Source organism: Nocardia sp. NPDC055002 (assembly GCF_053608825.1).
Window position 1 is genome coordinate 991838 of the sequence record NZ_JBSGWE010000002.1, and the last position, 25664, is coordinate 1017501.

A 25664-nucleotide genomic window follows, 5' to 3' on the forward strand; every position below is an offset into this window, starting at 1 on the left:
GAAAGCCCCACCGCGGGTAAGCGATTCGGGGTGGTACCGGCAGGGCGGGGGCGGCGAACCGCCGCAGCACGAGTACCGCGAAGAGCCCGTTCGGCTCGAGCCCCTCGCCGGCCGCCCCGCCAGATCTTCCGTGGTGGCCTTCCCGACCAGGGAGCACCGGGCCAACCCGCGCCGGGTTGTCGCAGGCTCAAATCCTGTCAGTCTGAGAGGCCAACACTTCTGTCCGGGTCAGGGCTGACCAGCTGGCGGCAGTCGGGCGCCTCGACGATGCGTCGACCGCCGCCGAGGAAGCCGTCGCGATCTATTGCGGGTTGGCCGAGGACAACAACACGGCCTGCCTTCCAGACCTGGCGATGTCATTGAACAATCTCGGCAGCTGTTTGTATCAGGCCGGGCGCCTGAACGATGCGCTTCCCACGGTCAAAGAAGCCGTCGCGCTATACCTTGACCTATTCCAGGACAATCCGGCGGCTTGTCCAGACGCAGCAGACGTTCGGCAAAGCTAGATAGGTTTCGGCTTTTGCCGGGGTGATACCTCCGGGTGGGCAGAATATGATGTCTGGAAGTGGACCGGCGAGCGCTTGCAAAGCTCTTGTGCCACCGGCTGATTCGGCGGGAAAGAATTTCATATGGGTGACGCCGTGTTCGACCAGTGTGATCTGGGGTGGCGTTCAGAGTGTGTGGAGTCTGTCGAAGAGGGTAGAAGTGTTGCGAGTCAACGAGATCGCCGAGTTTCAGAGCTTATTGGCGAGCACGTCGAGCTCGCTGATTTCGGGCGGGGTAGCGAAGAGCTCGTCGGCGCGTTCACCGAGGGCCTTGCCGACCGGCCCATCGAGATGGGTTTCACGGGCAGCCTGATCTGGGAATGCGTCGATGATGCCGAACGTCGAGGGGCCGAACCGTACCGCGAACCAGGGCTTCGTGCCAGGCTCTTGCTCGACGAGTGGCAACGCCGATCGGAGGAATTCCTCGACTGCGTTTTCCTTGCCGGGTTTGGCTTCGAGTCGGACCAGCAGCGCCTTGGTGGCCATGTCGGATCTCCTGTTCGAGGTGGTGGATACGGTCCAGCATCACACCATTTACCTGTGAAGGGAAGGAGGCACCCGAACTCTCGGATAATTAAAACAATTCTCAACCCCTAGCGATCGTGGAGCTATAGGAGGAGACTTCGTGGTGGAGGGAATGCGACGCTCGAAATGCACCCACTGCTCGTCGGCCGTGACGCGAAATATGGTGTGTCAAACGTTTTGGTGTGGTTGTCGTTCCGTGCGATGTCGTGTCGTCTGCCCTCAGGAGCACGATTCATTCGGCCGGTCGCTCGTATGTAGCCCCTTGGCGGTGCGGGCCGGGCATCAATCGGAAACGCGCATGTGAGGGAGTGTCGAGATGAAAGCGCTTGTGTACGACGGACCACGTGAGGTCCATGTGAGGGATGTGCCCGATGCGAGGATCGAGCGACCGACCGATGTGCTGGTGAAGATCACCAGCACCAACATTTGCGGATCGGATCTGCACATGTATGAGGGCCGCACCGACCTGGAGCCCGGGATGGTCCTCGGTCACGAAAATCTGGGGATCGTCGCAGAGGTGGGCAATGCGGTGGTCAAGGTCTCGGCCGGGGATCGGGTGTGCTTGCCGTTCAACATCGGCTGCGGTTTCTGCCAAAACTGCGAGGAAGGACTGACCGCGTTCTGCCTGACGGTGCACCCGGATCCGAAGATGGCCGGCGCCGCGTTCGGTTTCGCCGGGATGGGACCGTTCTGGGGCGGACAGGCGGAGTATCTGCGGGTGCCGTTCGGCGACTTCAACTGTCTGCGCCTGCCCGAGGATGCGCAGGACAAGGAAACCGACTATGTGATGCTCTCCGACATCTTTCCCACCGGATGGCACTGCACCCGCCTGGCCGACATGCAGCCCGGCGATTCGATGGTGATCTACGGGGCAGGGCCGGTCGGTCTGATGGCGGCATACTCGGCGATGATCCAGGGCGCGAGCACGGTGATGATCGTCGACCGTCACCCCGACCGGCTGCGGCTCGCCGAGCAGATCGGGGTCATACCCATCGACGACTCCACTGGCGACCCGGTCGAGCAGGTCCTCGATCTGACCAACGGGCGCGGTGCCGACAAGGGTTGTGAGTGTGTCGGGTACCAGGCGCACGACCCGCAAGGTCATGAAGACGCCGCGATGACGATGAACCGGCTCGTCGACTCGGTGCGCTTCACCGGCCACATCGGCGTGGTCGGCATCTTCCTGCCCCAGGACCAAAACGGCCCCGACGAACTCGAACGCCACGGCAAGATCGCCTTCGACATGGGCAAATTCTGGTTCAAGGGGCAGAAGGTCGGGACCGGACAGGCCAACGTCAAGCACTACAACCGGCAGCTGCGCGACCTGATCCACGAGGGCCGGGCCACACCGTCCTGGATCGTCTCTCACGAGCTCCCGTTGGCCGAGGCCGAGTCCGGATATCGGCATTTCGATGCCCGGGACGACGGATGGACCAAGGTCGTCATGCATCCGTGAGGCGTCCAGGACCGACATGAGCACAACCATGGCAATACCTACAACCATGGCAACGACACTGCAGGCCAAGCGGATCGCGAAACACGTTGCCGCCGGGCCGACGTCGTCGCGGAGTCCACGACGCCCCAAAGGAGCAGATCATGACAGTGAACCAGACCTCGGTGACCCTCGACGATGCGCAGAGGTTGATCGCCGCCGGACAGGCCAAAGCCGACGAGATCGAGTCGCCGTCGAACATTGCGGTGGTCGATGCCGGCGGCAACCTCGTGGCCCACGTGCGAATGGACGGTGCCTGGATCGCCAGCATCGACATCTCGATCAACAAGGCGTTCACCGCGCGGGCGCTGGACATCTCGACCGAGGACCTCGCGGCCGCCGCCGGTCCGGGCGAGCAGTTCTACGGGATACACGCCTCCAACAGCGGGCGCATCATGATCTTCGCCGGCGGTGTACCGCTGCGGCACAACGGCCAGGTCGTCGGAGCGGTTGGCGTCAGCGGTGGCACCGGAGAGCAGGACAAGACCGTCGCCGAGGCTGCCGTGGCCGCGATGTGAGCAGTGAACTACGTCGACACCGTGTTTTGCTTGGTCGACGTGGCACGTGGCACCGAGCTGAACGGCACCAGCCACGCACTGCCCTTCATCACCCACGTCTGACCACGGGCGTGGCTCAGGCCGTGTGGCGGTCGCAGGTGGAACGGACAGCGGGGCAAGGGATGTGACGCACAGCGGTCAGCGGCGGGGGTGCGCGTCGTCTACATCAGGGTCTCGACCCTGGACCAGAACACCATTCGTCAACTCGACGGGATCGACGTCGAACACGTCTTGGCCGACAAGGACGCCACCGGCCCGCTCTCGATGAGATGGACATCTGGGTGCTGCCCCTTGACGAACTTGGGCTGCCGCTGGGCGGCGAGCCGGATCGACTGCGGTCGCGCCAATCGTTACTTCGGTTTGGCGCGTAGTCGATCGCGTTCGGCGGTTAGGCGAGCGACGGTGTCTTCGAGTTCGAGTATGCGAGCCACCGCGGTCAGATTGACCCCGTCGCCGGTAAGGGTGTTGATGCGGTGCAGGCGCGTCAGGTCCTCGCCGCTGTAGCGGCGGGTGCCACCGGCGCTACGCGCGGGTGTGACCAGTCCGTGCTGCTCGTACAGGCGCAGGGTCTGGACCCCGATGCCGGCCAGCTCCGCGGCAACGGAGATCGCATACACCGCCTGCGCTGGCGACGGCCCTGAGTTGTGCGGGGAGACCATCTGCGTCCTCTCGATTCCTTCGATTCTCTCCTAGATTACTTGTTTCCAGTACTTGCACTCATCTAGGTAGAGTGCTAGAAAATATCTATGTCAGATGACAGAGGTTATCTGATCGTCATACTAGTGAGAATGGAGTGAGTTGGAGGTGGCGACCATGTTGATGCGCACCGATCCTTTCCGTGATCTGGACCGGTGGACCCAGCAGATGTTCGGCACAGCAGCACAGCCGGCGGCGATGCCGATGGATGCTTGGCGCGACGGTGATGAGTTCGTGGCCGAGTTCGATCTGCCCGGAATCGACCCGGACTCGCTGGATTTGGACGTCGAGCGCAATGTGGTGACGGTGCGCGCGTGCCGACCCGGCCTCGACGCGAATCGGTCGATGATCGCCGCGGAGCGCCCGCGCGGGGTGTTCAGCCGTCAGTTGTTCCTCGGCGAGAGCCTCGACACCGACCAGATCCGCGCCGACTACCGCAACGGTGTGCTGCGGTTGTCGATCCCGGTCGCGGAGAAGGCCAAACCCCGCAAGATCGAGATCGCCCGCGACCACGACCGCGAACCCCAGGTGATCAACGCCTGAGTCGGTGAGGGAGGTCGGCGATGTCTGCCCCGATTACTGACACGATGCCTGGTCGAGCGTGGTGGGTCGATACCGCGCTGGTGGCGCTCGATCCCGACTACGTCGCGTTGATCGCCGAGATCGACCTCGTCGGTGCTCGAGCAGGTCGGTCCCTGTGTCGCTTGCGGAAGCCGTCGCGGCATCGCGTGAGAACGCCGACGTTGTCGAGGTGCTGGTCACCGAGGTGGCCGGTCGAGGTAGCGCCCACTCAGCGCAGCCCTCCTCGTGCAATGGCGTAGCAGCTACAGCGTCCTCCGATTCGCGACCACTGAGTACCGACAGTGAGGGAGGTGACGGTATCGAACGATCTCCGAAGCCTTTTCGCATGAGCTGAATTCGACTTCCTGCAAGCCGGTGGCCGGGCCTACGGACCCGGCCACCGGCTCCACCCGTCCGATATTCGACCGATTCGAGGAGGACCCGATGATCGTTTTACCGACGGCTTTCGCGGTCCACCCTGACGAGTCCGAGCGTGGCGCCGACCTCGCCGACGCAGCCGACCGTATCGACCAAGCCCGGAGTATCCCCTGTGCCGACGATGATGAGCTCTCCTGCCTCGCCTACTGAGCACTGCGCGCACCCGGACCCGCACCAGTGCGAGGCCGGGGAATCCCAGTACTGGCAGCCCGGTCACGTTTCCTGGTTCGACGCCGCGAAAGGGTTCGGTTTCTTGATCGCAGACCGGGGTGGACCGGCGGTGTTCTGCGACTACACCGCCATCGTCTCACCGGGTTTCAAGATTCTGCACGCGGGACAACGCGTGATCTTCACTATGACCGATGCCGGTCGCGGACCCGAAGCCATCCAAGTGCTGACCTATGTCGAGCCCGGTACTGATATTGCGGTCCCGGTTTCGCGGCCACGGGCGTGGGCGCGATCGCTGGTGCGCGCTCGCAAGGACCGATGACACCGAACGCACGCAGTCTGACCTATTGCGGAGGAACAGCAATGCCTACCGATAACGCCGTCGATCGGCAGGAACCAGCGACGCCGACAACCGGAACGACCGTAATCCGGTGGCCCGAACCCAGCCCTCTCGATATGTGGTGGACCGAGATCATGGATGGTGTCTCTCCATTGCACGAACCGCGATTCCGTCGCTGACCGCCACGACCACGGCCCCTTCGGCTGCGGCCACCCGGCCGGACCGCCGCACTCTGGTCGGGTGGTATTCACCGGCGCTGCGGAGCGACGACGGGCGGGAAGCGGCTCTCGTGTGGAGCTGAGCAACGGTGTTGCGCCGTCGCGGTGGGCCTCGGCGGCGCGGCTGGTCGTATTGCTCGGTCGGGCTCGGATACCGTATTCGGCGCACGCTCCTGCGTGGTGAACACAACTGAGTTCGTCCCTGTGGACCCGGTCGTGGTGGTGCTTCATAAGTAGCAGCGCGATGACTGGTCCACCGCGGTTCACGCTGCGGTCTCCGACCCGCCACCAGGCCGACTACCGGCTGGCCTGCCTACGCGGCGCCATGGCTTGCGGCCATGGAGGTGGGTTGCGCCTTGATCGAGCGCCGAAACGCCGACAGCGTCTGCGAAGGGCGCGACGCAGTGAATATCCGATACACCGTGCATTCGGTAAACGGGGCGGCGGCTTCTGACAGTCACGTTTCCGCCGCCACAGTTCAGCCGGTTGTCCAGAGACGTAGTTTCTCCGGGTTGCGGATTGCCCAGATGCGGGTGATGCGGTTGCCGACGATGTCGAAGGCGTAGACCGAGATGACGGCGTCACGCAGCTGGGCGACCAGGCCGGGCTGACCGTTGACTGTGCGCTCGAGCAGCGCTACCCGGGGGCCGCGGGTGGCGATTTCGATCCAGGCGCTGGCGATGTGTTCGCTGCCGGTGATCGGGTCTCGGAAGGCCGGAGCGAGACCGCCGCTGTCTGCGGTCGCGATTGCGGTCGGGTCGAGCAATCCGATCAGGGCCTCCATATCGTTTGTTTCCCACGCCCGTTTGAAGTCTCTGACCACGTCGGCGCGCTGGGCGCTCGATGGGCGCTGCGAGGTATCGATGCGGCGGCGGGCGCTGTAGGCGAGCTGGCGGCATGCCGCGGGGGTTCGGCCGACGATGTCGACGATCTCGGCGAAGGAATAGCGGAACACGTCGTGCAGGACGAACGCCACTCGCTCGGCCGGCGTCATGGAATCGAGCACGACCAGGAAGGCCATCCCGATCGACTCGTCGAGGGTGACCCGGTCGGCGGGGTCACCAGGGGCGAGACCACCCAACCACTCGGAGTGGTTGGGTATCGGCTCCGGAATCCATTCGCCCACATACTGTTCCCGCCTGGCACGCGCCGAGCCGAGCAGGTCGAGACAGATGCGGCTGGCGACTGTCGTCAACCACGCCCCAGGGGTCACGACGTCCTGTCGCTGTCGCTCGGAGAGCGCGTACCACCGCACGTAGGTCTCCTGCACCACATCCTCGGCTTCGGCCAGCGAGCCGATCAGGCGGTAAGCGAGATTGATCAGCTGACGGCGTTCGTCGATCACCGCGCGCAGGTGCGGATCGGTCATGGTGTTGGGCTCCTCGTGTCGACGGCACTCACTGATCCGACGAAACAGCGACTCGAATTGTGAGGCCTGACATTTGTCCCGGCTACGTCGTCGGAAGGTTGTAACGGTCTCAGCAGAGCAGGAGTTTCCGGAAATGACCAAGATCGGCATCATCCTCGGCAGTACCCGGTCCAACCGCAATGGCCCGCAAATCGCACAGTGGGTTCTGGACACGGCATCGCAGCGTGGCGACGCCGAGTTCGACCTGATCGACCTGATCGATCACCCGCTACCGCATCTGGACGAGTCCGCGCCGCCGATGTTCGGCCCGTCGGCGCACGCGCACACCCGCGCGTGGGCCGAGCGGATCGGCCCGTTCGACGGCTTCGTGATGGTGACCCCGGAGTACAACGGCGGCATCCCCGGAGTGCTGAAGAACGCAATCGATCACTTGTACGCGGAATGGACCGACAAGGCGGTCGGCTTCGTCTCCTATGGGGTGAGCGGCGGTGCCCGTGCCGTGGCGCAGCTGCGGGTGGTCTGCAGCGGGCTCGGTTTGGCGGATGTGAGCCGTCCGGTAGAGATCTCTCTGCTCACCGATTTCGAGAACCACGTCACCTTCATACCGGGCGACCACCACATCGCCGCCCTGAACAAAACGCTGGATCAGGTCATCGCCTGGAGTGCTGCGCTCGCGCCGCTGCGGGCGGCGCAGGAGCAGTTCATGGGGAGTCGATCATGACCGCATCCAACGACTTCCAGTCACGCGCTGACCGCATCGAAGCCGATGGCGCCGAGATCCGGCGGCAAATCGACAAGGCGATCGAAGGAGTACGAGCTAAGGATCTCGAGGTTCTGAAATCGCTGTACACAAGTGACGTCGTGTCCTTCGATCTCGAGCCGCCGCACCGGCACGTCGGGAGAGCGGCGAAACTCGAGAACTGGGCGAGGGTGTTCCTGTTCTTCGAGAGTGTGACCTATGACGTTCGCGATCTGACGCTCAGTGTCGGCGATGGTGTGGCCTTCGGGCATGCCTTTGCACGTCTGCGCGGCACACTGAGAAACGGCGAGGCAACGAACGGTATATGGGTCCGGGTCACCTACGGACTGCAGAAGATCGCCGACACCTGGTTGATCGCACACGACCAGGTCTCGGTGCCACTCGACATGGCGAGCGGCAAAGGCGTGGTCGACCTCGATCTAGGGGGCGCAGAGCGCCCGTATTGACCGGTCAGCGACCCGGTTGCGGTGAGACCGGCTAGCACGCTCGACGCCGAATGCGAACTCGATGTCGGGATAGGGTTGCTCGGTTTCGAGGACGCGGCGGGTGAGCTTCGATGCTCACCCGCCGCGCGGACCTCGCCGAGGTAGGGGCCCGACACGGCGCTGCCACTGTCCCCTTTGCTGGCGGTCGGCCTGATGTCCGCTCATGCCGATGAGCGGTCACCTCGCGCCACCGAGCTGCGCGGCGGATCGCGCACATCCTTGCCCCGAGCTTGGCCGACCTCTGCTTCGCTAGGTCGGCCCGGTGCGGCGGCCAGCGAGAAAACGGGCGGATCGCGCAAGATCATCTAAGACACGATGGAATGTGGAAGGCCCTGGATCGAACGGATTAGCGAACTGCGGGCAATCAATCAGTTGCGAAACCGCGCAGTGCACTACAACGCGGGCCTGGACAATACCGATGCCCGCGACGCCGCTCTCAAGGCTATTCTCGCCGTGCAGGACATCATTGCCGAGATATTCCCGGCGTTAGGTGGGCCACCACGATTTGTCGCAGGCACCTCCGGCCATGCGCTTATCAGTAGCGACGCGGAGAAGCAGCCGCTGATCCGGCGTTTCTATCTCCCTTCGTCGGTCCTTGTCTCGCCCACGTTCAAGATGGAATTCTCCCGGTTCAGCCCTGACACTCTCGCGGTGCAGGTCTTTGATGACGAGACCTACCACGACAGTTTCCCGACACTGACCGACGAGGAGTTCGCTCACCATCGCACCGATCCCGAGCACTTCCAGCTAGCGACACCGGCGAGCGAGTGACGTTCCAGCGCCTGGTCGCACAGCTGTGCGGTGTCCCCTCTCGCCCGCACAGCGTGCAGGTTGCGCTGCGGACCGACAGAGCAGGTCTTTTCGGTCAGTGGTGTCTGGCATGTCGCGTGCAGGGGAGCGGGCGGGCGTGGGAAGCGCCCCACAGAAACCCCACACTTTTGACCGGAATCAAAGCGAATTGATGCGAAATGCTGAGAACGGTCGATTCGTGAAAAAGCTTGGTGCTGAGCACTATTGGGTACTGATGGGTATGATCTGGACAACTGGAACCTGCGCCAGGCGGTCGCAGGTTCAAAGCCTGTGAGTTTGATGGGCCAACACTTCTGTCCGGGCCGGTGCTGTTGTCGACCAAGGTGCTGTACTGCAACGCTGCTGTTTGCCATCAGTGCGAACCTGCTGGTGTGAGGTCGGGATGCCTCGCGCGGGGTGGCGACGAAGATCTGTGCGGTTGCGGGCAGTGCGTCGGCGACGAGAAGCGGGGACTCGCCGGCGGCGGTCCGGTCGTTGTCGACGGGTAGCAGGTTGGGTGTCTGGCAGAACCGAGATCCGCGCGGCCTCTCGCTGGTACATCGTGCAGACGAAGAAGGCCCCGATCTGATGATCGGGGCCTTCTTTGCGTGTCCGGAGGGCGATTGGACCACTACGCACACCAACTGACCGAGCAGACCTGTCTGGCGCTGGTCTGAAACGCGTTGCCGAGCATCCCTGCTCGATCCAGCACGCCGCGAGGTTTCGTGAGCGACTAGGTCACCGAATCGACGTGCGGACAGGTCGGTAGCGCGCGATCATCTCGGCTGGGCGAGGTTCGAGGTGCGGATATTTCCGTAGTGAGATCGCGACGGGCCCTGCCATCGCCGATCGCGAACTCGACGGGTGCGCGGCTTGCAGGTGAGCTTCGATGCTGACCATCACCGCGTCGGGCAGCGCACGTAGTTCAATTGCAGGCGGTGGGCCTGGCGATGATGAGCGGGCATTCGGCGCCGTGCAGTACCGCCTGGGCGACCGAGCCCAGAGTCATGCCGGCGAATCCGCGACGGCCGTGGCTGCCGACGACGACGAGTTGTGCGGCTGCGGCGGCGGTGAGGATCGCTTTGGCGGGCAGCTCCTCTGCGACGACGCGCTCGACGGACACCTCGGGGTACTTCTCGGCGTATCCGGCCAGGCTTTCCGACAGCACCGCTTCGGCCTCGGTCTGCATGGTCGTGCGCGCTTCGTAGCGGTAGAACTCCGACCATGTATGGACTGCCACCAAACCCGCACCGCGTTCGGCGGCCTCGTCGAACGCGATCGCGATCGCGTCGGCGCTGCAGGGCGAACCGTCGACACCGACCACCACCGCACCGGTGTCGGCTACCGTTTCCGGAATCACCGCGACGGGGCATTCGGCGTGGCGGGCGAGTGATGTGCTGACCGAGCCGAGCAGGGTGCGACGCACTGCGCCGAGCCCACGGCTCCCGACGACCACCAGCCGCGCCGATCTGCTGCGCTCGCGCAGCACGGAAACCGGGGAACCGGATACCGCGGAGGTGGAGATGACGGTCTGGTCGATGAGGGGAACCTTCGCGGCCGTTGCCGCAGCCGCGGCGACGATGGATTCGCCGTGGGTGCGCAGCTGTTCCGCATCGTAGAGTGGCCCGACGAGGCCCGGCCCGTAGTCGACCGGGACATCGATGGCGTAGACGAGTTGCAGCGGGGCGCGGTGCCGCGCGGCGTACTCGGCAGCCCAGCGCAGGGCGATGCGGGACTGCTGCGATCCGTCGACGCCGACGACGACGGGCTGGTTCGGGTGTCCAGGAGTGAACATGATGTGGGCCTTTCTGTTTCCTCCACTGTGCGCCGGGGCTTCAGCAGCGCAGCAGGGTCGGATGGCCTGTGCGGAGAGGTACTAGGTCGTCGGCGAGAACACCCCGATCGGGGACCTGCGGGGGCGAACGACCCTGGGCGGGTGACGGTGTTGCGAGCAGGGTGGTGACAGAACCGTTCACCCACTCAGCAAGGCAGGTTTGCGATGAAGACCGAGAGCTCTCTCACCGTCGATGTCCGCACGTCGGCGGAGCCCGTGTCGGTGAGCACGTTGCTGGCCGGCTACCTGCACACTCAGCGCGAGACGATCCTGGATGGTCAGATCACGGTCGAGGCGCACGACGATCCTGACTCGGTCCCCGCCATGGTGATCGCGTCGCGGCGGGCCCGTAGCGTCCTGAGCGCACACCGGCGAACTGTTCATGCCGAGCCGGAGGTGCGCAGACTGATCGAGGAACTGCGCTGGTTCGGTATCAGCGTCGGCGCGGCCCACGAGCTGCGGACACAGTCGGCGCGATTGCACGCCGCTGTTGATGTGCTGCGTCCGCGCTATGTCCGCGGACCGGTGCGCGCCAGGATCACCGCATACTTCGGGGAGCGAACCAGGCTCGCGTGGATTGCGGCACGGGATCTGCTCGGCTCGCCCCGGTTTCCCGCCATGATCGAGGACCTGATGGCCGAGGAGCGGTTGCTGCGCAGTGGCATCGTGGCGGGGATCGACGATGTCGACAACGCGGCGGTGCTGAGCGCGCTGCTCGATCGGGTCAGGTCGCGCATGCGCGCGGTCGAATCCGCGGGGGAGGAGGACGCCCGTGACGCCGCGGTCCACGCACTGCGGAAAGCGATTCGGCGCACGCGCTACTACCTGGAAGGTGTCCACGATCTTTCCCCGTCGCGCACCGCGCAGGCATGCGACGGCATGCGTGCTGTGCAGGATCTTCTCGGCGAACACCAGGACGCGGTGGTGGCCAAACATCACCTGATCCAGATCACCAGGGAAGCGGATAACGCGGGGGAGTCGACTTTCACCTACGGACTGTTGCTGCAGCGCGAAATCGACCGGACCGCTCGGTGTTCGGCGGAACTGCCGTCGGCCTACTGGCGATCGTTGCGCGATGCCAGGGTGATGGCGGACCTGCGGACAAAGGACTGAACGGCTCAGCCCAGCGGTGCTGTCCAGCGCATCTTGGTACCGCCGTGTTCCTGTGGCGCGATGGTGAACGTGCCGCCCACCTCCGCGGCGCGGGCAGCCAGGTTGCCCAAGCCGCTGCGGCGAGCGGTCGCGGGATCGATGCCCGCCCCGTCGTCGGTGACCTCGATCGAGACCTCGTCGCGCACAATGAGTTCTACCCCGACGGTGTTTGCTTTGGCGTGCCGCACCACATTGCTGACGGCTTCCCGCAGGACGGCTTCGACGTGGTCCGACAGCGGCGGTTCGAGCACGGTGACCGGTCCGGCCAGCCGCACGGTGGTGCGCAAGCCGGTGTCGTCGGTCATGTCGGTGATGATGTTGTGCAGGCGTTTTCGATAGGTCGAGGAGTCGGTGGCGGTGTTGCTCTGTAGGTCGAAGATCGAAAAGCGGATGTCCTGGACGATGGCCTGGATGTCGTCGATGGTCTCGTCGAGACGGCCGCGCACTTCGGTGGATCTGGCTCGCTGCATCGTGCCCTGCAGGGAAAGCCCGACAGCGAAGAGTCGTTGGATGACGTGATCGTGCAGGCCGCGGGCGATCCGGTCGCGATCGGCGTAGACGTCGAGTTCGCGCATCCGGCGTTGGGTGTCGGCCAGTTGTAGCGCCACGGCCGCTTGATCGGCATAGGTGGTCATCAGCGCCTGGTCGATCGCGCTGAGCTGCGCCGCGCCTGTGGGAAACACCGAGGTCAAGACGCCGGTAACCAAGCCGTTCGCACGCAGGGGCAGGGTGAGGACCGGTCCGAACCCCTCGATCGAGGCGAAGATCGGGTTGTGGGCGGGCGAATTCGCGGCGACGGTGCGCCCCGACCGGAAAGCCTCGGCCGAGTGGGAATCCTCGAGGGGGAGGTGGTTGCCGATCAGGCTGTCGGCGTCCACACCGGCTGCGGCGACCACGACCAGTTCGGTGATCTCGTCCCGGGGGATATCGGGGTCTTCGGGCAGCGCCAGGAACGTGCACGCCGAACCGGTGAGGACATGTCCGCGTTCGGCGACGAGTCCGAGTACGTCAGCGGTCGGACTACCGGCCAGCAACTCGGTGGCCACATCGCGGATGGCCTCCAGCCATTGCTGCCGAACGCGCGACTCCTCGTAGAGGCGGGCGTTCTCGATCGCGATTCCCGCGGCGGCGGCGAGGGCTTGCACGACGACTTCGTCGTCTTCGGTGAATTCCAGACCGCCGGCCTTCTCGGTCAGATACAGATTGCCGAAGACCTCGTCGCGCACTTTGACCGGCACACCCAGGAACGTCCGCATCGGCGGGTGGTTGGCGGGAAAACCCACCGAGGACGGGTGATCGGAAAGATTGGACAGCCGAATGGGTTTCGGATCCGCGATGAGCACGCCCAGGACACCGTGCCCGCGGGGCAGATCACCGATCAGTACCCGGGTGCGATCGTCGATGCCCTCGTAGACGAATTCGGAGAGCTGGTTGCTTGTTCTGTCGGTTTCTCGGACGCCCAGGGCCCCGTAGCCGGCGTCGACGAGTTCGATCGCGGTGTGCACGATGGTGCGCAGGGTGTTGTCCAGGTCGAGGCCCGCGGTCACCACGAGCATGGCTTCCATCAGCCGGTCCATCCGGTCTCGGACGTCGACGATCTGGGTGATCCGATCCTGCACCTCGGCGAGCAGTTCACGCAATCGCAGTTGTGACAGGGTCTCGGTCACCGGAAGCCGACCACTCGCCCCCGTCGTGTTGTCCATAGCGAGCATTCTTCCACGGCTCCGTGGGTGGCGACGAGTGTCATCCGTGCTGTTCACGGCGCAGATCGGCCGCGAGAACCGCGGCCTGGGTCCGGCGCTCGACGCCCAGCTTCGTGAGAAGCCGGGAGACGTAGTTCTTGACAGTCTTCTCGGCGAGGAACATGCGAGCGGCGATCTGCCGGTTCGTCAGGCCTTCACCGAGCAGCGACAGCAGCGTGCGTTCCTGGTCGGTCAGTGTCGAGAGCGGGCCGGTTTTCTCCTCGGCCTCCGAGCGGAGCTTGGCCATCAGCGCCGCGGCGGCCCGGTTGTCGAGCAGTGACTTGCCCTCGCCGACCTCGCGCACGGCGCTGATCAGTTCCAGGCTCCTGATGTCTTTGACGACGTAACCGCTCGCGCCCGCGAGGATCGCATCGAGCATGGCCTGCTCGTCGGTGAACGAGGTCAGGATCAAACACCGCAGGTCGGGCTCGGCCGAGAGCAGCTCACGGCACAGTTCGATGCCGTTGCCATCGGGCAGCCGGACGTCGAGCACCACGACATCGGGGCGCAGTGCGGGGATCCGCGCGAGCGCGTGCGAGCACGAACCTGCCTCGCCGATCACCTCGAGGTCGGGTTCGAGGGCGATCAGGTCGCCGACACCGCGCCGGACGATTTCGTGGTCGTCGACCAGGAACACCTTGATCATCGGTGACTCTTTCTCGCGTCGGTGTCGGCCTTTGCCCCCATCATCCGCTGTTCGGGCGGCCGATAGATCACGGTATTGCTCGAGCGGTGTCACGATCACCGTGCTGCCTTCGGCAGTTCGGGTCGAGTGGAGGCGTGGCGAAGCGGGGTGCGGTGGGTGAGCGGCGGAGCGCCGAGGGCGGCGACTGTGACAGCCAGGATCACACACACCGGCTGTAGCCAGCTGAATTCCCGTAGTACCAACAGCTGCAGGAGGATACAGCCGATCGTCGCGCACGCCGCGACCATCGCCGTCTGAGAGAGGTCACGGTCCTCGTGGGCGGCGGTGAGGGCCACGGTCGTCATCGGCAGGCCGACAACGATGGCCAGCATCACCCCTGCCAGGATCGGGCTCTGCCACGGCAGCCGACTCTCGGCTGTCTGTCCCAGTGCCAGCGTCCCCGTGATGAGGGCGAGCGACCCCGCGAACGCCCAGGTCGCCAGGATGCCGGAGATCAGGCACAGGACAGATCGACGAGCGTCGAATCGCCGCAGGTAGGTGGACATCATGGGGACAGCCTCGCGCGTTCGGGCCGATCACCGGCAGGGCCGAAGGTCCCGCAGAACAGGGACCCGGGTCCCGATCCGGTGACGTTCGGCAGTCCCGGCACCGGCTTCGGGCCACAATGCTGAGACAGTGTTGACGCGTGTACTGCCGGGTCTTCGGCAATTCCAGGGGTATCAACGGGCGTGGCTGCGTTCGGACGTGGTCGCGGGCGTGACCGTCGCCGCGTATCTGATCCCGCAGGTGATGGCCTACGCGACAGTCGCCGGGCTGGCGCCGGTGGTCGGATTGTGGGCAGCGCTCGCGCCGCTGGCCGTATACGCGCTGCTGGCGACCTCGCGACAGTTGTCGGTCGGACCCGAGTCGACCACCGCCCTGATGACCGCGGTCACGCTGGCGCCACTGGCCGCGGGAGACCCGCAGCGATACGCCGCGCTCGCCGCGGTCCTGGCGCTGCTGGTCGGGATGTGGTGCCTGCTGGGCGCGCTGATGCGGCTCGGGGTGCTCGCAGACCTGCTGTCGCATCCAGTGCTGGTCGGGTACCTGGCCGGAACGGCCGGTCTGATGATCGTGAGCCAGTTGGGGAAGGTCACGGGTGTGCCGGTCGAGGGGACGACGGTGATCGAGCAATTGCGCTCGTTCGTGGCCGGTATCGGTCAGTGGCATCCGGCCACCGCCGCATTGGCGGGTTCGGTACTGGTGGGGCTATTGGTCATGGCGAAGTGGCTGCCGCGGGCGCCGGGTCCGTTGATCGCGGTGCTGGTCGCGACAGCGGTGGTCGCAGCGTTGCCGTCACACCAGCTCGGGGTAGCGGTAATCGGTGAGGTTCCTGCCGGTCTGCCGACACCGGCGATTCCTGTCTTCGGGATGGCCGACGTGTCGGCGCTGCTGCTGCCCGCCATCGGCATCGCCGTGGTCGGCTTCTCCGACAACGCGCTGACCGGCCGGGCTTTCGCGGCGCGCCACGGAACTCACGTACAGGCCAATACCGAGCTCGCCGCTCTGGGTGCGACGAATGTGGCCACTGCGCTGACGCATGGATTCCCCGTGAGCTGCAGTGGCAGCCGCACCAGCATCGCCGATCTACTCGGGGCACGCACGCAGCTCTACGCACTGGTCACGCTCGCCTCGGTGCTGGTCGTGTTGTTCGGCGCGCGCGGTGTGCTGGCCGAATTCCCGTCCGCCGCGCTGGGGGCGCTGGTTGTCTACGCGGCCTTACGGCTGATCGATATCGCAGAGTTCCGCCGAATCTGGCGCTTCCGCCGCAGCGAGCTGGTGCTGGCGCTGACAACCGTGGCCGGGGTGCTGGTGCTCGGTGTGCTCTATGGCGTCCTCCTCGCAATCGCGCTGTCGGTATTCGACCTCCTTCGCCGCATCGCTCGCGCCCACGACGCGATCCTCGGCTTCGTCCCAGGGCTCGCCGGCATGCACGACGTAGACGACTATTCCGATGCGAAACCTGTGGTGGGCCTGGTTGTCTACCGCTACGACGCGCCACTGTGTTTCGCCAACGCCGAGGACTTCCGCAAACGGGCACTCGCGGCGGTCGACTGGTGGCGTGAGCGCAGCGGTCAACCGGTGCGCTGGTTCGTGCTCAGCGCCGAGGCGAATGTCGAAGTAGACCTCACCGCGCTCGACGCGGTCGAACAGGTGCGAGCCGAGCTCGTCTCGCGCGGGATCGTCTTCGCGATGGCGCGGGTCAAACAGGACCTGCGCGACGACCTGGACGCCAGCGGACTCACCGACCGCATCCGTGCCGACCGGCTGTTCCCCACGCTGGCGACCGCGGTGGCGGCCTTCCGCGCCGATCCGGGGCCGATAGGCCCGGGTCCACAATGACCTTCTCCCCTGATGTCGTGCGCCGGACCGGACGATCCTCGAATCCGAGGGCGCGACCGGCCCACGGCCGCGACGACGAGAGGAACGATGATGAGCGACAAGAAGCAGGCGACCAGCGGCCACGGGCCTGTGCTCGCGGCCGTCGACGGGTCGGCGAACTCCTACCAGGCCGCCGCGTGGGCGGCAGCCGAAGCCACTCTGCACCACCTGCCACTGCACATCCTCACCTCGGGCGCGATTCAGACCGGGTTCGGTCCTGGTATGTCACTGGGCGAAGCCGACCTGGAGTGGCTGCGCGTGGACGCCGAGCGGGTCGTCGGGGAAGCCGAGCGGGTCGCTCGTGCCGCGGTGCCCGACGAGGATCTCGCGATCACCACCGAGGTGAGCTTCGACCTGGCCGCCCCGCTGCTGATCGAGCGTTCGCGATCGGCGCGGATGCTGGTTGTCGGTAGTCGCGGACTCGGCGCGTTCCAGCGCGGACTGCTCGGTTCGGTCAGCCGGGCGGCCGCCCAGCACGCGCACTGCCCCGTGGCGGTGATCCACGGTATCGCCGCGATCGATCCGGTGTCGGCGGCCCAGCCGGTAGTGGTCGGTGTCGACTGCAGCCCCAACAGCGTGCCCGCGATCGCGCTCGCCTTCGACGAGGCGTCGCGCCGCAAGGTGGAACTGGTCGCGGTGCACGCGTTCAGCGATGCCAGCGCGGTGGACCTGCCCGCGTTCGGTTGGGAAACGGGTAGGCAATCGGCCGAGGCCGATCTCGCCGAGGCGCTGGCCGGCTATGTGGAGCAGTATCCTGACGTACCGGTTCGCCGGATCGTGGTCGCCAATCGGCCGGTCCGCACACTGGTCGACGAATCGGCGTCGGCGCAGCTGGTGGTGGTCGGCAGCCACGGCAGAGGCGGATTCTCCAGCATGCTGCTCGGTTCGACGAGCAACGCGCTGCTGCACTCGGTGGAGATCCCGACGATCGTGGTACGTGCCGAGCGGTGAATCCGCGAAACACGAGAACGGTCACCGGAATCCGGTGACCGTTCTCGTCTTGTCGGAGCCGCTGGGTCATCGCACGGTGAGGATGTCGCCCAGCGGTCTGCGTGGGGTGGGTTCGGGTCGGTGATCGTCGGGTGCGGTGCCGATCCGGACCACGACCTGGGGAATGCCGGGATGGCCGATCAGGCTGCTCAGCAGTCGCCTGCCCGTGGTGGTTTCGGTGATGTGGGTGAGTGCGCAGGTGGCCATTCCGGAGGCCGTGCATTCGAGCAGGATCGCCGAGAGCGCCTCGCCGGTACGCAGCCAGGTCGGGGGCGTCTCGCCGGTCGCGGTGAGCACGGCAAACCGGGCGTGGTCGTGCAGGTCGCCGCGTCGGGCCGAGGGTCCCGGTGTCGGGTACGTCCGAGCCACCCCGACCCGGGCGAGTTCGGACTCCGAGATCAGCGCCGAGGGCGGAATACCTTCGGGTGTTCCGGGATGTCCTGCCCACCAACGCAATTCGGCCTGATACTCCATATCGTAGCGGCGCAGGGCATCGGCCTGCTCGGAGGCGAGGGCGAGTCGGGCACGCGCGTGCTCGTCGAGGACATCGAGGGTGACCTCATACGAGCAGAGGAGGTCCTCGAGCGCCCGGCGGACCGAACCCCACCCGATCGGCTCGCTCATCGGCAGTCGATCGGTATATCGGCGGGAGATCGCTTCGGCACGTCGGCGAACACCGATCGGTGGGTCCGGCCATCGCAAGAATCCGAGGGTGGCCAGCAGATCCGGCCGGGTCGGGTCGGGGAACCGCAGGGTGTCAGTGCGCCAGCCTTCGGCCGTGAACGCGGTCCGCACGTGGTGCAGGACCGCGCCGCAGCTGATCATTGCCTGGCGCCCGTGCGGGTCGGCGGCGGTGAGCTGCCGGTCGGTGTCACGCACCAGGTGCAGCTGGGTGCCGTCGAAGACCCAGCGCCACGGCTGGGTGTTGTGGACCGACGGCGCGCGGCACCCGAGGCGGATCGCCGCGCGGATCGTGGGATGGTCGGGGACTACCGGTTCATCGTTCATAGTATCGAGTCTCGACCTTGCCGGGTGTTCGCCGAGACGGTCTTTGCGCCCGTTCAACGGGGACCAAGTGCCCTCATCGGTGTGGTCAGGCGGCGTGAACGACCATCATCGGGCAACTGGCGTGCTGCACCAGCCAGTTGCTGGTCGAACCGAGCAGCAGGCCACGGAATCCGCCCCGGCCGCGGCTGCCGACGACCACGAGCTGCGCGGTCTTCGACCATTCGGCCAGCCGTTCGCGGGCCCCGAAGACCTCGATCTCACGCCGCACGGTGACGTCGGGGAATCTTTCGCTCCAACCGGCCAGGCGTTCGGCCAGCAGAGCGGCCTCGGCTGTTTCGGAGTCGGCGATCGGCAGCGACAGATAGCTGGAGCCGCCGAATTCGCCGCGCGAGAGATCGCTCCAGGCGTGGACGGCCACCAGTTCGGCGCCCCGTAGCGAGGCTTCGGCGAACGCGGCGCCGATGGCGGGTTCACCGACACTGCTGCCGTCGACACCCACCACCACCGGTCCGGTGCGGCGGTTCGGGTCGGGCCCGCGCACGACGACCACTGCCCCGCGCGCGTGCGAAGTCACCGCGAGCAGAGTCGAACCCAAGTGAGCGATCGAGCCCGCCCACGACGCCGCCCCGACTACCACCAGGTTCGCGTGCGTCGATGCCGCGATGAGAGTCCGTGCGGGGTTGGCGTGGGCGAGCTCGGTGGTCACGGTGAGGCTCGGCGCGACCGCCCGCGCGTCCTCGCGGGCTGTGGCCACCACCTTCTCGGCAGCGTGCTGGAGATCCTGCATAGTGGCGAAGATGAACGCGTCGTAGGCGCTGCGCGGAGTTCCCTGCGGGATCGGCCCGGTGCAGTGGACGATGTGTAGAGTCCGTCCCCGGTCGTCGGCCGCCCGCGCGGCCCAGCGCACGGCAGCGTCTGATCCGGGCGAACCGTCGGTCCCCACGACCACTGGGGCAGCCGCGTCGGAGTGCGGGGTTTCGCTGTGCTGGTTCATGTTTCGGCCTTTCGGTGTCGGTGCTGACTGACGCACCACCGGCGGATCAGGGATGGACAGTGCTGACCGGGGCGTGGGGCAGCGCGAGGGCATCGCCGATCCTGGTGGACCACTCGCGCACGGCCTGCCAGTCGCGCAGGTCGCCGTAGCGCCCGCCACCGAGAATCCGGTACATGGTCCTGGCGCGCCACGAGACACCCGCACGTTCGTACCGACCGGCGAAGGCGGTGTAGTCGCGGGGGTGCAGCGTGTGGATCACGGCGGAGATCTTCGATGGGATCTGCCGCCCGACCCAACGCCCGATCGGGCCGCGCAGCGCGGGGCCGAGCCCGACGCCGAACAGCCAGATGTCCTTGTCCTTCAACGTGTCCTGGTGGTAGCGAACGTAGGCGCGGGCTTCGGGCAACAGGTCCATGTTGTGGATCGCGCTCCCGATGACGACGGTGTCGACGCCCGACAAGTCGGGTGTGTGTTCGATGTCGTGCAGTTCGGCTCGCGCGCCACGGGCAACGAGGTCGTCCCAGACGAATTCGGCGATATCGCGAGTCGACCCCTGCGCGGTGGCGTACAGAACGGCGACTCGGGGTGCGGGTTTCGTGGTCATGGTGTCAGCTTCGCTCGCCGCGACGGCAGGTCGTCAGAGCCGTGGTGCCCGCAACGAAGGGACCAATGGCACTGCTCGGACGGGTGATGACCAACGCGGTTCGGGCTGGGACTTTCGGCTCTGCTCGCAGGTAGCGCAAACGGGAAACGATCGAACGATGACCGACCACCTCGCCATCGATATTTCCGGGCTGACGAAATCCTTCGGAAGAACCCGAGCGCTCGACTCACTCGACCTCGCCGTTCGCGCCGGCGAGGTGCACGGATTCCTCGGGCCCAACGGGGCAGGGAAGACAACGACGATTCGTGTCCTGCTCGGATTGCTTCGCGCCGATTCGGGCACTGTCCGTGTACTCGGATCAGACCCCTGGGCCGATGCGGTCGCCGTTCACGCCCGGCTCGCCTACGTTCCGGGAGAAGTCACGCTGTGGCCGGGTCTCACCGGCGGTGAGACCATTGATCTGCTCGCGAAGCTGCGCGGCGGCATCGATCCGCGGCGGCGTGCCGAGTTGATCACCCGCTTCGAACTCGACCCGACGGTGAAGGCTCGCGCCTACTCCAAAGGCAACCGGCAGAAGGTCGCCTTGATCGCCGCGCTGGCCTCGGACGCGGAGCTGTTGCTGTTCGACGAACCGACCGCGGGCCTGGATCCGTTGAAGGAAGCCGAGTTCCAGCGCTGTGTCCGCGAGCTGGTAGGCGAAGGCCGTACGGTGCTGTTGTCGAGTCACCTGCTCGCCGAGGTCGAGGCGCTGTGCGACCGGGTCAGCATCGTCCGCAACGGCCACACCGTGGACAGCGGATCACTGGCCGAGCTACGGCACCTGCAGACCACCTCGATCAGTGTCGAGACCGATCGGCCCGCCACCGCGCTCGCCGCCGTGCCAGGCGTGCGCGGGCTGACCGTGCACGGAAGCCACGCTCGCTTCGAGGTGGAGACCGTGCACTTCGACGGTGTCCTGCGCGCGCTGGCCGACCTCGGCGTGATCGCGATGACCAGCAGCAAGCCGACCCTGGAGGACATCTTCCTGCGCCATTACGCGGTCGGGCCGCACGAACCGGTAGGTGTGTCGTGAACACCGCGACCGTCTCCCCGTCGACAGCGGGTGTCACGACACTGGTGAGCTTCGCGCTTCGCCGCGAACGGTGGACGCTGCCCTGGTGGATGGTGGGAGTCGGTGCGTTGATGGCGCTGCAGTCGGTGAGCAGTCAGAACTTCTACGATTCGCCCACGAAACTGGCGCAGCTGCGCGCCACCATGACCGCGAACGCCGCAGTAATCGCGATGGGTGGACCGTCTCGGCTGCTCGAGACGGTCGGCGGCGAGGTGGTCTTCGAGATCTTCGCCTATCTCGCGATCGTCGTCTCGCTGATGAACATGTTCGTGATCGGCAGGAATACCCGCTCCGACGAGGAGTGCGGGCGTGGCGAACTGATCAGATCGACGCCGGTGGGGCGTCATGCTTCGGTCGTGGCGGCACTCGTCGTCGCCGCGATAGCGAATGTCGTTGTCGCGCTGGTCGTTTTCGCCGCAGCGGCGGCGACCGGCCTACCGGTGGCGGGTTCGGCCCTGGTCGGGATGGCCATCGGCTGCATCGGATTCACCGTCGCGTCAGCGACGACTGTCGCGGCCCAGGTGTTCGAGAATCCGCGCAGCGTCTACGGGGCGATCGGCGCCCTGATCGCGCTGGCCTACGTCCTGCGCGCGATCGGCGATGTGGGAAACGACGCGGTGGCCTGGCTTTCGCCGATCGGGTGGGGACAGCGCACCTATCCGTTCGTCGACAACCGGTGGTGGCCTTTGCTGCTGTCGGCTGCGATGTCGGCGATGCTGATCGCGCTGGCATTCGCGCTCTTGCGGCGCCGCGACTTCGGGGCCGGGCTGTTTCGGGACCGGACAGGGCGGGCAACGGCGTCGCGATGGCTCGGGTCACCCACCGGTCTCGTGTGGCGCTTGCAACGCGCAACCATATTCGGTTGGTGCTCAGGGACTTTCGTTCTCGGCGCCGCCTACGGATCGTTCGCCGACAGCATCGAGCAATTCATCGCCGACAACCCAGAGATCGCAGGCTACTTGACGGCGGACGTGGGCGATGCGGTCGACTCCTACCTCTCGCTCACACTGTCGATCACCGCACTCCTCGCTGCCGCCTACGGCGTTTCGGGGGTGCTGCGCGCGCGGTCGGAAGAGAATTCGGGACGAGCGGAGATAGTGACATCGTCGCTGCGATGCGCCGAGATCGGGAAGTCGGAATCGATGATGAGCCGCATGGCCTTGGAGTTCGTCGGCATCACCTCGGCGATGAACCGGTCGAGGCCCCGGGCCCGGCCCAGCTCGGCGAGCCGGTGGAGCAGCTCGGTGCCGATGCCGTGGTGTTGTTGGTCGGCAGCGACGACTACGGCGATCTCGGCGCTGACGTCGTCGTCGAGGACGACGAAATTCGCGACGCCGACGAGGCGGTTGTCGAGGAACGCGCCGACAGCGCAGTGCGTGCGGTCGTTCGACGCGATCGAGCCGACCACGCGGTCGAGGTCTTTGGACGATGGGGCGAAGAACCGGAAACAGCCGTCGGTTCGATCGAGCCCGGCGTGTAGTTCGCGCACCGAGTCGCGGTCGGTGGGGCGGAGCCGGCGCACGACGATACTCGACGTCGCGGTTGTCATAGCCCTGCCGCCTTCGACTGGGTGACGGTGACTTTCAAGGCCCCTGTTTCCGCGGCACGCGCGAAAGTGTCGTAGGCGTCCTCGAATGCGCCCATCTCGAAACGGTGCGTGATCATCGGGGTGGGATCGAGGTGCCCGGATCGGATCAGTTCGATCAGGCGCGGTGTCGAGTGGGTATCCACCAGACCGGTGGTGATGGTCAGATCCCGGCTCCACAGGTTCTCGAGATGCAGCGCCGCCGGTGCGCCGTGCACCCCGATGTTGGCCACGTGACCGCCGGGACGCACGAGATCGACGGCCAGTTCGAAGGTTTCGGGCACTCCGACTGCCTCCATGGCCACATCGACGCCTCGACCGTCGGTGAGCTCGGCGAGCCGGGCGCGCACATCGTCGCGGCTGCTGTTGAGCACCGGTTCGGCACCGAGTTCGTGCGCGGCCGCCAACCGGGTGTCGGCGAGGTCTATGACGATGATGCGGCTCGGGCTGTACAGTCGCGCGGTCATCACCGCGGCGAGCCCGATCGGCCCGGCGCCGACGATGGCCACGGTATCGCCCGGTTGAACGCTGCCGTTGCGGACGCCGACCTCGTAGCTGGTGGGCAGGATATCGGCCAGCATCAGCATCTGCTCGTCGCTGATGCCGGGCGGGATCCGGTGGGTCGACATATCGGCGAACGGCACGCGCACCGATTCGGCATGGGTACCGTCGATTTCGTGGCCGAGCAGCCATCCGCCGCCACCGGTGCACTGCCCGTAGCGGGCTTCTCTGCAGGACGCGCAGGCTCCGCATGCGGAGATACACGAAACGAGAACTCGGTCCCCGGCCCGCAGGGTGCGCACCGCGCTGCCGACAGCGGTGACGGTTCCGACCGCTTCGTGGCCGAGGATTCGTCCGTGCTCGACCTCGGGCACGTCACCGTGGAGAATGTGTAGGTCGGTCCCGCAGATGGTGGCGGTGTCGACTCTGACGACAGCGTCGGTGCTATCGAGGATCACCGGATCGGGTACGTCGCGTCGGTGTGGTCGGCCTGGGCCGTCGTAGACCATGGCGAACATGGAAGGGCTCCTTTCGGATCAGAAGGTGCTCAGACTCGTGACAATCGCGGGTTCGCTGACGGCGGGACGAGTGCGCTCGGCACGAGTGCGGATGCCCGAGAGCATCTTTCGCTCCATGAGCAAGCTGCCTGGTTCGGCGACGAGCCGGGTGAACAACCGTGAGCGCGCCGATGACCCGGTCAGCGAGATGAGATTGCGGCTGATCAATCGGGTACCGGTGGGTTCGGGGTAGAGGTTGAACGACCAGACCCAGTTGCCGTCCTCGGAGCCGAACACGAGCGACCGGTTGGCTTCGAGCACTCTGATCCGCATCCTGGGGCCGTTCGCGCCGAGCGCGAGCACGTCGCCGAGTGCCGGATGCTGGAATTCGGGCAGGATCTCGTCGGTGCTGTGCATATCGAGGCCGAGCAGGTTCTCGATCCAGTCGTAGGTATACGCGCCGCCGCGGCCGGGGCCGATCTGTACGAGCCACGGCCATATCGCCGCCGGGCCGGTCGCCACGGTGATCGCCCTGGTAGTGCGAATATCGGGGTTCGAGAGCAGTTCGTCGCCGGGCATTGTTCGCTCCGCTTCGTCGCGGGTCGCGCCCCAGGTCGCGAACTGTTCGCGCAGCACAAGCGCATACCCGAGCCCGAGGCCGGCGAGGTAGGTCGCGGTACCGATGGCGAACGCTGTGGTGTTCTTCATCGCGGGTCCTCGATCGCCGGGTGTGCGACCATGACGGGGCAGTGGGCGTGCTGGACAAGCCAATTGCTGGTCGAACCGAGGACGAGACCGCGTAGCCCACCCCATCCGTGGCTCCCGACGACGACCATTTGCGCCGAATCCGACCAGTCCTGCAGGTGCCGGCGAGTCCCGCAGGTGTAGACCCGATGCGTCACAGACACATCCGGGTACTTCTCGTTCCACCCGGCGAGCCGCTCGGCCAGCAGCGCGCGTTCGGATGTCTGCAGGTCCTCGACACTGAGCTCACCGGCGAATTCACCGTGGGACGTGTTCTTCCACACGTGGATCGCGACGAGCGGCGCGGTGCGCTCGGATGCGTCGGTGAACGCCGCGGCGATGGCCTGCTCGCTGGTCGGGCTGCCGTCGACTCCGACGACGATCGGGCCGGTAACGCGGGGCAGCACTCCGTCGCCGGTGTCGTTGACCACCACGATCCGGCCTGAGCCGTGAGCGGTGACGGCCAGCAGCGTCGACCCCAGATGCGCGAGCGTCCCGACGTCCGGCGTCGCTCCGAGCGCGACGAGATAGGCATGGCGCGACAGCGTGATCAGCGTCTGCGCCGGGTGGCTCGCAGCGAGCTCGGTCCCGATCACCAGTCCGGGCGCGATGTCGCGCGCCACGCGCTGGGCAGCCTCGAGGACTTCGGCGCCCCGGGTGCGTATCTCGTCGATGACCGACGGTGTGACGATGGCATAGGGATTCACTGCCGCGGTGTGCGCCAGATCGAGTCCGTGCACGATCAGCAGGCGGCGGCCCCGGTCGGCGGCGGTCTGCGCGGCCCACCGAACGGCGACGTCGGCCGTCTCCGAGCCATCGGTGCCGACGACGACAGCGGATGTCGCGAGCTCGTGCGGGTGGTCGGCGAGATGAGTGCTCATGATGAGTGCCC

At 66.1% G+C, this 25664-nt stretch carries 29 protein-coding genes; 13 read left to right on the forward strand and 16 right to left on the reverse strand.

Annotated elements, in window-relative coordinates; all coding sequences use genetic code 11:
* Positions 1-353 precede the first annotated feature (353 nt).
* Entirely contained in the window at positions 354-506 is a 153-nt protein-coding gene (locus tag ACWF99_RS11830; RefSeq protein WP_452535974.1) for a hypothetical protein, read from the forward strand.
* On the opposite strand, the gene ACWF99_RS11835 is transcribed toward ACWF99_RS11830, so the two are convergent.
* Both ACWF99_RS11835 and ACWF99_RS11840 read right to left on the reverse strand, forming a co-directional pair.
* Complete coding sequence (locus tag ACWF99_RS11835; RefSeq protein ID WP_452535975.1) at positions 450-659, reverse strand: hypothetical protein; 210 nt, start codon at positions 657-659, stop codon at positions 450-452. The genes ACWF99_RS11830 and ACWF99_RS11835 overlap by 57 nt on opposite strands.
* A 75-nt stretch (positions 660-734) precedes the next feature.
* Positions 735-1031 (reverse strand): putative quinol monooxygenase, encoded by a 297-nt coding sequence (locus ACWF99_RS11840; RefSeq protein WP_378628017.1) that lies wholly within the window; start codon positions 1029-1031, stop codon positions 735-737.
* Between the two features lie 355 nt (positions 1032-1386).
* Here ACWF99_RS11840 and ACWF99_RS11845 point away from each other — a divergent pair, with 355 nt between their 5' ends.
* Complete coding sequence (locus ACWF99_RS11845; protein WP_378628020.1) at positions 1387-2526, forward strand: glutathione-independent formaldehyde dehydrogenase; 1140 nt, start codon at positions 1387-1389, stop codon at positions 2524-2526.
* Positions 2527-2666: 140 nt separating this feature from the next.
* Complete coding sequence (locus tag ACWF99_RS11850; RefSeq protein WP_378628022.1) at positions 2667-3080, forward strand: GlcG/HbpS family heme-binding protein; 414 nt, start codon at positions 2667-2669, stop codon at positions 3078-3080.
* Positions 3081-3469: 389 nt separating this feature from the next.
* On the opposite strand, the gene ACWF99_RS11855 is transcribed toward ACWF99_RS11850, so the two are convergent.
* Positions 3470-3778 (reverse strand): MerR family transcriptional regulator, encoded by a 309-nt coding sequence (locus ACWF99_RS11855; protein WP_452535837.1) that lies wholly within the window; start codon positions 3776-3778, stop codon positions 3470-3472.
* Between the two features lie 154 nt (positions 3779-3932).
* Between ACWF99_RS11855 and ACWF99_RS11860 the strand changes: the two genes are divergently transcribed.
* The 3 genes from ACWF99_RS11860 to ACWF99_RS11870 all read left to right on the forward strand — a co-directional run bounded on the left by ACWF99_RS11860 (position 3933) and on the right by ACWF99_RS11870 (position 5304).
* Positions 3933-4358: an Hsp20/alpha crystallin family protein gene (locus ACWF99_RS11860; protein ID WP_378628027.1), complete on the forward strand. Its 426-nt coding sequence runs from the start codon at positions 3933-3935 to the stop codon at positions 4356-4358.
* Positions 4359-4820: 462 nt separating this feature from the next.
* Positions 4821-4964 carry a hypothetical protein gene (locus ACWF99_RS11865; protein ID WP_452535838.1) on the forward strand — a complete coding sequence of 48 codons (144 nt, stop codon included), beginning with the start codon at positions 4821-4823 and terminating at the stop codon, positions 4962-4964.
* Entirely contained in the window at positions 4939-5304 is a 366-nt protein-coding gene (locus ACWF99_RS11870; protein WP_452535976.1) for a cold-shock protein, read from the forward strand. Before ACWF99_RS11865 ends, ACWF99_RS11870 begins: the two co-directional genes overlap by 26 nt.
* Before the next feature lie 714 nt (positions 5305-6018).
* Here the strand turns inward: ACWF99_RS11870 and sigJ are convergent.
* Positions 6019-6909, reverse strand: coding sequence for an RNA polymerase sigma factor SigJ (sigJ, locus tag ACWF99_RS11875; protein WP_378628029.1), 891 nt, complete (start codon positions 6907-6909; stop codon positions 6019-6021).
* A 133-nt stretch (positions 6910-7042) separates the two neighbouring features.
* On the opposite strand from sigJ, the gene ACWF99_RS11880 reads away from it, so the two are divergent.
* The 3 genes from ACWF99_RS11880 (at position 7043) to ACWF99_RS11890 (ending at position 8925) form a co-directional block, all read left to right on the forward strand.
* Positions 7043-7630 carry an NADPH-dependent FMN reductase gene (locus tag ACWF99_RS11880; protein WP_452535839.1) on the forward strand — a complete coding sequence of 196 codons (588 nt, stop codon included), beginning with the start codon at positions 7043-7045 and terminating at the stop codon, positions 7628-7630.
* Entirely contained in the window at positions 7627-8115 is a 489-nt protein-coding gene (locus ACWF99_RS11885; RefSeq protein ID WP_378628033.1) for a YybH family protein, read from the forward strand. The genes ACWF99_RS11880 and ACWF99_RS11885 overlap by 4 nt, the downstream gene beginning before the upstream one ends.
* Before the next feature lie 426 nt (positions 8116-8541).
* A complete protein-coding gene (locus tag ACWF99_RS11890; RefSeq protein ID WP_452535840.1) occupies positions 8542-8925 on the forward strand; it encodes a hypothetical protein in 384 nt (127 codons plus the stop codon).
* Positions 8926-9868: 943 nt separating this feature from the next.
* Here ACWF99_RS11890 and ACWF99_RS11895 read toward each other — a convergent pair.
* Positions 9869-10738 (reverse strand): universal stress protein, encoded by an 870-nt coding sequence (locus tag ACWF99_RS11895; RefSeq protein ID WP_452535841.1) that lies wholly within the window; start codon positions 10736-10738, stop codon positions 9869-9871.
* Between the two features lie 204 nt (positions 10739-10942).
* Here ACWF99_RS11895 and ACWF99_RS11900 point away from each other — a divergent pair, with 204 nt between their 5' ends.
* The gene (locus tag ACWF99_RS11900; protein WP_452535842.1) at positions 10943-11890 is read left to right on the forward strand and encodes a CHAD domain-containing protein; all 948 of its coding nucleotides are present in this window, start codon (positions 10943-10945) and stop codon (positions 11888-11890) included.
* A 5-nt stretch (positions 11891-11895) separates the two neighbouring features.
* Here ACWF99_RS11900 and ACWF99_RS11905 read toward each other — a convergent pair whose 3' ends face one another.
* The 3 genes from ACWF99_RS11905 to ACWF99_RS11915 form a co-directional block, all read right to left on the reverse strand.
* The gene (locus tag ACWF99_RS11905) at positions 11896-13632 is read right to left on the reverse strand and encodes a sensor histidine kinase (RefSeq protein WP_452535843.1); all 1737 of its coding nucleotides are present in this window, start codon (positions 13630-13632) and stop codon (positions 11896-11898) included.
* Between the two features lie 40 nt (positions 13633-13672).
* Positions 13673-14317, reverse strand: a complete 645-nt coding sequence (locus tag ACWF99_RS11910) for a response regulator (RefSeq protein WP_452535844.1) — start codon at positions 14315-14317, stop codon at positions 13673-13675.
* Between the two features lie 95 nt (positions 14318-14412).
* Entirely contained in the window at positions 14413-14865 is a 453-nt protein-coding gene (locus tag ACWF99_RS11915; RefSeq protein ID WP_452535845.1) for a hypothetical protein, read from the reverse strand.
* A gap of 127 nt (positions 14866-14992) precedes the next feature.
* Here ACWF99_RS11915 and ACWF99_RS11920 point away from each other — a divergent pair, with 127 nt between their 5' ends.
* Positions 14993-16699: a SulP family inorganic anion transporter gene (locus ACWF99_RS11920; protein WP_452535846.1), complete on the forward strand. Its 1707-nt coding sequence runs from the start codon at positions 14993-14995 to the stop codon at positions 16697-16699.
* A 90-nt stretch (positions 16700-16789) separates the two neighbouring features.
* On the forward strand, positions 16790-17689 hold the full coding sequence (locus ACWF99_RS11925; RefSeq protein WP_452535847.1) for a universal stress protein: 900 nt from the start codon (positions 16790-16792) through the stop codon (positions 17687-17689).
* A 66-nt stretch (positions 17690-17755) separates the two neighbouring features.
* Here ACWF99_RS11925 and ACWF99_RS11930 read toward each other — a convergent pair whose 3' ends face one another.
* From ACWF99_RS11930 to ACWF99_RS11940, 3 genes are all read right to left on the reverse strand, one after another.
* On the reverse strand, positions 17756-18736 hold the full coding sequence (locus ACWF99_RS11930) for an Acg family FMN-binding oxidoreductase (RefSeq protein WP_452535848.1): 981 nt from the start codon (positions 18734-18736) through the stop codon (positions 17756-17758).
* A gap of 85 nt (positions 18737-18821) precedes the next feature.
* On the reverse strand, positions 18822-19730 hold the full coding sequence (locus ACWF99_RS11935) for a universal stress protein (RefSeq protein WP_452535849.1): 909 nt from the start codon (positions 19728-19730) through the stop codon (positions 18822-18824).
* A gap of 46 nt (positions 19731-19776) precedes the next feature.
* The gene (locus tag ACWF99_RS11940; protein WP_452535850.1) at positions 19777-20334 is read right to left on the reverse strand and encodes a flavodoxin domain-containing protein; all 558 of its coding nucleotides are present in this window, start codon (positions 20332-20334) and stop codon (positions 19777-19779) included.
* 157 nt (positions 20335-20491) lie between these two features.
* Between ACWF99_RS11940 and ACWF99_RS11945 the strand changes: the two genes are divergently transcribed.
* On the forward strand, positions 20492-21406 hold the full coding sequence (locus tag ACWF99_RS11945; protein WP_452535851.1) for an ABC transporter ATP-binding protein: 915 nt from the start codon (positions 20492-20494) through the stop codon (positions 21404-21406).
* A 382-nt stretch (positions 21407-21788) separates the two neighbouring features.
* On the opposite strand, the gene ACWF99_RS11950 is transcribed toward ACWF99_RS11945, so the two are convergent.
* The 5 genes from ACWF99_RS11950 to ACWF99_RS11970 all read right to left on the reverse strand — a co-directional run bounded on the left by ACWF99_RS11950 (position 21789) and on the right by ACWF99_RS11970 (position 25653).
* Positions 21789-21926, reverse strand: a complete 138-nt coding sequence (locus tag ACWF99_RS11950) for a hypothetical protein (RefSeq protein ID WP_452535852.1) — start codon at positions 21924-21926, stop codon at positions 21789-21791.
* A 555-nt stretch (positions 21927-22481) separates the two neighbouring features.
* A complete protein-coding gene (locus ACWF99_RS11955; protein WP_452535853.1) occupies positions 22482-22994 on the reverse strand; it encodes a GNAT family N-acetyltransferase in 513 nt (170 codons plus the stop codon).
* Entirely contained in the window at positions 22991-24049 is a 1059-nt protein-coding gene (locus tag ACWF99_RS11960) for a zinc-dependent alcohol dehydrogenase family protein (protein WP_452535854.1), read from the reverse strand. The genes ACWF99_RS11955 and ACWF99_RS11960 overlap by 4 nt, the downstream gene beginning before the upstream one ends.
* An 18-nt stretch (positions 24050-24067) precedes the next feature.
* Complete coding sequence (locus tag ACWF99_RS11965) at positions 24068-24736, reverse strand: SRPBCC family protein (protein ID WP_452535855.1); 669 nt, start codon at positions 24734-24736, stop codon at positions 24068-24070.
* Positions 24733-25653, reverse strand: coding sequence for a universal stress protein (locus ACWF99_RS11970; protein WP_452535856.1), 921 nt, complete (start codon positions 25651-25653; stop codon positions 24733-24735). The genes ACWF99_RS11965 and ACWF99_RS11970 overlap by 4 nt, the downstream gene beginning before the upstream one ends.
* Positions 25654-25664 lie beyond the last annotated feature (11 nt).